Genomic DNA, 4847 nt, shown 5'->3' on the forward strand with positions numbered 1-4847 from the left:
GCGTAACTTCCAGCGCAGTGGCGAGCCCGACGATTCCGCCGGCGATAATGACGAGGTCGAAGCGGTCTTCAGGCATGGCTCAACGGGCGTACCTAGTGCCGAGTACTTAAGTAGCTGAGTGAAAGCTCCCGACGCCCACTCCAGGCAACTGTCGCACTGAGGTACTTTACATGGTAAGCGCCGGGATTCGTACATCTGCGTAGGCCGACTTGATTAAGGTGCAAGTCAGGGCTGCGGCGGATTTTTGCTGTCCAGGACGGCGGCGATGGTGTTGATCAGGACCTCAGGCTCTCCCTTGCGAACGAAGGCGGCGGCAAAGGGGGCCACGTCGTCGGGCATCCAGAACATGTCGGAGAGGACGATCACGGGCGCGGCAGGGAAGGCCGTCTTGATGCGCTCGATGACTTCTACGGCGCCGATCTTGCCTCCGAGGCTATAATCCACCACCGCGGCATGGATGGAATCGCCCGCCGGAAGTTGCAAGGATTGGCCATCGACCAGCGCGGTTACTGGGGCATAGCCGCCGCGTTCCAACACCCATGCATACAGCTTCAGGTGGGAAGCATCATCGTCGATGATGAGTACTTTGGGTTTGCCGTACACGAAGGTGGCGGCAGTATACCCGGAGTCGTGAGTAACGGTAGCGTTAAAAAAATTTCGTAACCCAGCTAGGTGCCCCGAAAACGGATGCGGATCGTACGCGTCCGGGGGGAAGCATCCTTGCAAACACCGGAGCTTTCACAAGAACAACCAAAGCTGCCGGCAACTGCATCCAGAATTGTTTCGCGTCCAAGCAGGTTGTAGATTGGGCCCCTTGCGGATCTGTACGCCGTTTTGCGCGTGGACGCAACGGCGTCATGTTCGGGGATGTCACGACGAATCCAACCTCGTCTGTTCGCCGCCCTCATTGCAATCGCGTGCTGGGGCTCGATGGTCCCCGTGTCCGCGCAGCAGACGACATTCAATCAATTGAAAACATTGACTTTGGAGCAGCTTGGCAACGTCGAGATCACCACCTTCAGCAAGGAACCGGAACAGGTATGGAAGACTCCGGCGGCCATCTGCGTGATCACGCAGGAAGACATTCGCCGGTCAGGCGCGACCAGCCTTGCGGACGCGCTGCGGTTGGCCCCTGGCGTCGCGGTGGGACGGATCAGTTCAACCACCTGGGCGGTCGGCATTCGCGGGCTGCAGAACAACTTCTCCAAATCCGTGCTGGTGCTGATCGACGGCCGCAGCGTGTACACACCGCTGTTCGCGGGTGTCTATTGGGACGTGCAAGATGTGCCCCTGGAAGACATCGATCGTATCGAGGTGATCCGCGGTCCGGGCGGGACGGTGTGGGGCGCGAACTCGGCCAATGGAGTGATCAACATCATTACGAAAAGCGCGGCGGAGACGCACGGCCCGCTGGTGTCGGCCTTAGGCGGCGGCGTGGACCGCTTCAACGGCACCGTCCAGTATGGCGGCGGAAACGGCCACGGCCTGGACTACCGCCTGTTCGCCAAAGGTTTTGTTCGCGGTGCGGAATTCCACCGCGATGCCGACAACTTCGATGACTGGCACCAGGAACGCGGAGGTTTCCGTGCAGATTGGAAGCCGAATGAGCGCGACGCGGTCATGGTGCAAGGAGATATGTACCGGGGCGACTCGCCACACCGGATCGGCACCACCGACGTGAACGACGTGGTCGCCGGCGGAGACGTGCTGGCGCGCTGGCGGCGCGACTTGGGCCATGGATCGGACATTTACCTGGAAACGTATTTCGACCGGACGATTCGCATCGGCTCGCAACTGGGCGAGACGCGCAACACGATTGACGTGGACTTCATTCACCACTTCATCGTTGCCGGGCGGCACGAAATCATCTGGGGAGGAGGCCTGCGATGGAGTCCGAACCGGTTCGTGCAGAAGCAGCCAGCGATCGACCTCGTCCCGCACCTCGAGACCGACGACATCTACAGCGGCTTTGCGCAAGACGAGATTCATCTCGCCGGTGACCGGGTGTCGCTCACCTTTGGCGCCAAGCTGCAGCACAACAATTTCAGCGGCTTCGACATCCTGCCGACGGCGCGAGTGTTGTGGACAGCGGGCGATCACCAGAGTTTCTGGGCGGCGGTGACGCGAGCTGTGACCACGCCGTCACGGATTGAGGAAGGATTTGAACTGACAGGGCAGTTGTCTGCCACGCCGCTGATCCTGCTGCGCGTCGCGGGAGACCCTCACTTCAAATCGGAGCCGACCATCGGGTACGAAGGGGGATACCGGAGGCTGATCAGGTCGAACCTGTACGTGGATCTTTCCGTCTTCCACAATGACTATCGCGACCTGCAGAGTTTTGGCGCACCTGTGTCAAGTGTCGAAACCACGCCGCCACCCCCGCACCTGGTGATCACCATTCCGTATACCAACCAGATCTCGGGAGCTACGAACGGATTCGAGGTGGCGCCAAGTTGGACGGTGGCGCACTGGTGGAAGCTGGCGGGGTCCTATTCCTTTGTCGCGACCGACCTGCATGCCGTGGGTGCGACGTCGGATATTAGTTCGACCGGGTCGGTGAAAACCTATGAAGGCTCCACGCCCCGGCACATGGTGGAAATCCAATCCATGTTCAACCTGCCGAAGAAATTCGAGTTTGACCAGTTCTACCGCTATGCCAGCGTGCTGCCCGCGCAAAAAGTTAAGCCTTATCACACGGTAGATTTGCGGCTGGGGTGGAAGCCGAACCCGAACTGGGAGTTTTCAGTGGTGGGTCAGAACCTGCTGCAGCCGCATCATTTGGAGTGGGGTACCGGCGATCCCGGCCAAACGCCGGTGGGCATTCGACGCACCGGCTACGTGAAGGCCACTTGGACAAAGTGAGCCCGGCGGAAGCTTTCCGTCGTCGACGATCGTCGGTACCAGGAACGGAATATCGTTCTGCTGCCGCCGGCGGATGACAGGCGCAACCAGTGATGGCTTGTTCTACATCCCGAAAACAAGCGGCACGGGACGGCTTTATCCCGGCAGTTCAAGCTACGCCATGAACCGCAAGCACAGCACGATCGCAAGCGCACGCGGAACGCGGGTGAGAGCCGCGCGCCCACGCCTGCATGGCATGACCCGCCTGCTGGCGATTGCCGCCCTGGTGAGCGCTTCGTGCGCGATGGCGCTGACCAGCGTCGTGCCGCCGGAGCAGGCGACGGAATACCAGGTCAAAGCAGCGTACCTGTTCAATTTCGCGAAGTTTGTGACTTGGCCCACGGCGGCGGAGCGTACCGACCCGAGCTTCACCGTTTGCGTCCTCGGGCGCGATCCATTCGGGTCGGCGCTGGAGACCACCGTTTCCGGCGAAAAGATCCGTGGCAAACCGGTAGTCCTGAAGCGAGTGGCGACCGCAAAAGAAGCGTCGGGTTGCCGCATCCTCTTCATAAGCTCTTCCGAAGAGCCGAAGCTGAAGCGCGTTTTGTCGGAGATGGATCCGGGGACGCTGACGGTCAGCGACATGCCGCATTTCGTGGACAACGGAGGAATGATCCAGTTCGTGCCGGAAGGCAAGCGGGTGAGGTTCGAGGTGAACCTGACGGCGGCGGAGAAGTCCGGCCTGGCGCTCAGTTCGGAACTGCTGAAGGTGGCGACGAACGTGAGAAGGGAGTCGTAAACCGAAGCGACGATGTTCAATACAGATTCCATTTCGCGGAAGCTGACGTGGATGAACCTGCTGGTAAGCGCGGCGGCGCTGGTGCTGGCATGCGCCGCATTTGTCGCGTACGACCAGGTCACGTTCCGCCAGGCGATTGTGCGGAATCTTTCCACCCAGGCCCAGACCATCGGCGCCAACAGCGTTTCGGCAGTAACCTTCAACGATGCGCAGTCAGCGCGGAGCACGCTGGGGGCCTTGGGTACGAATCCCAGCATACGTTCGGCCGGCATTGTGACTCCCGACGGCCGCATGTTTGCCGAATATTCGCGCACCGGGGCTGAACAGATGGTGAAGATTCCCACGCTTGCGCCCGGCGAAAATGAGACGCAAGTGTTCAGCGGCGGCGAGATCGTGCTGGTGCGATCGATCCTGTTGCAGGACCAGCCCATCGGCGCGGTGTACATACGGGCGAGCTTGCGCCAGTTGAGCGACCGGCTGACTCGTTATTCGATGATTGCATTGGTGGTGCTGCTGCTGTCGCTGTTGACGGCGCTGCTGATCTCCTCGCGATTCCGGCGGTCGGTGGCGGAGCCCATCGTGCGCCTGTCCGAGACGGCTCGCCAGGTCTCACGAGACCGCAATTACTCCATTCGCGCCGCGTCCACGGGCGACCGCAGCGAACTGGCAACCTTGGTGGAAGCGTTCAATGACATGCTGGCGCAGATCCAGGTGCGCGACCACGCGTTGCAAACAGCGCGAGACGAACTGGAGCAGCGCGTGAACCAGCGCACGCGGCAGTTGATGGTTGCCAACCGGGAGCTGGAGACCTTCTCCTACACCGTGTCGCACGACTTGCGGGCGCCGTTGGAGGTCATCAACGGCTTCAGCCATATGCTCATGACCGAGTACTCCGGCAAACTGGACGCCACCGGCAGGGAATACCTGGAGCAGGTGATGCTGGCAACGCGCCGCATGGCGGAGCTGATCGAGGATTTGCTGAACCTGTCGCGGGTGACCACTGTCTCCATGCATCGCGAGAACGTTGACATCTCGACGCTGGTGTCGCGGATCGCCTACGAGATTAAACGCAGCGATCCGGAACGGAACGTTGAGTTCATCGTTGGCCATTGCAACCCGGTACAGGCAGACGCGCGGCTGTTGCGGATCCTGCTGGAGAATCTGCTGCGCAATTCGTGGAAGTACACTTCGGGACACGAGCGGGCCA

The 4847-nt window shown here is 60.8% G+C and carries 4 protein-coding genes; 3 read left to right on the forward strand and 1 reads right to left on the reverse strand.

Annotated features, from left to right (window positions below):
* Positions 1 to 225 precede the first annotated feature (225 nt).
* Positions 226 to 603 carry a hypothetical protein gene (locus tag VFI82_16445; GenBank protein ID HET7186276.1) on the reverse strand — a complete coding sequence of 126 codons (378 nt, stop codon included), beginning with the start codon at positions 601 to 603 and terminating at the stop codon, positions 226 to 228.
* 264 nt (positions 604 to 867) lie between these two features.
* Here VFI82_16445 and VFI82_16450 point away from each other — a divergent pair, with 264 nt between their 5' ends.
* The 3 genes from VFI82_16450 to VFI82_16460 form a co-directional block, all read left to right on the forward strand.
* Positions 868 to 2862 carry a TonB-dependent receptor gene (locus VFI82_16450; protein HET7186277.1) on the forward strand — a complete coding sequence of 665 codons (1995 nt, stop codon included), beginning with the start codon at positions 868 to 870 and terminating at the stop codon, positions 2860 to 2862.
* A gap of 73 nt (positions 2863 to 2935) precedes the next feature.
* The gene (locus VFI82_16455) at positions 2936 to 3640 is read left to right on the forward strand and encodes a YfiR family protein (GenBank protein ID HET7186278.1); all 705 of its coding nucleotides are present in this window, start codon (positions 2936 to 2938) and stop codon (positions 3638 to 3640) included.
* Positions 3641 to 3652: 12 nt separating this feature from the next.
* Positions 3653 to 4847 (forward strand): CHASE sensor domain-containing protein (locus tag VFI82_16460; GenBank protein HET7186279.1); only part of this gene is annotated, 1195 nt, incomplete at its 3' end.

The organism is Terriglobales bacterium, assembly GCA_035691485.1.
In the GTDB taxonomy this organism is placed as follows: domain Bacteria; phylum Acidobacteriota; class Terriglobia; order Terriglobales; family Acidobacteriaceae; genus JAIQGF01.